The 212-nt window shown below is 42.0% G+C and carries 1 protein-coding gene; it reads left to right on the top strand.

Annotation, left to right across the window (positions count from 1 at the left end):
* Positions 1-212: type IV secretory system conjugative DNA transfer family protein (locus IQR33_RS24835; protein ID WP_193844154.1), on the top strand; the 212-nt coding region annotated here is incomplete at both ends.

Genomic DNA, 212 nt, shown 5'->3' with positions numbered 1-212 from the left:
ACCGATAATCTTGTCTATCGATTGAGAGAACAACCTAAGCCTGTGTTGAGGAAACCGCATTGGTCTGACTATCTCTACGACAAAAATTCACTTACGCCAACCACATTAATTGATGAACTTTTACCTAGAAATTCAGAAGAATTGGAGATCTTCAACTCAGCTCTTGATGAGGGATGGGCCATGGGCTCAGAACAAGCAATTGCTGAGATGAG

It is taken from the genome of Vibrio sp. OPT46, assembly GCF_015163535.1.
Classification (GTDB): domain Bacteria; phylum Pseudomonadota; class Gammaproteobacteria; order Enterobacterales; family Vibrionaceae; genus Vibrio; species Vibrio alginolyticus.
Note: the sequence above shows the minus strand (reverse complement) of the source record. Positions and strands in the feature narration are given on the sequence as shown.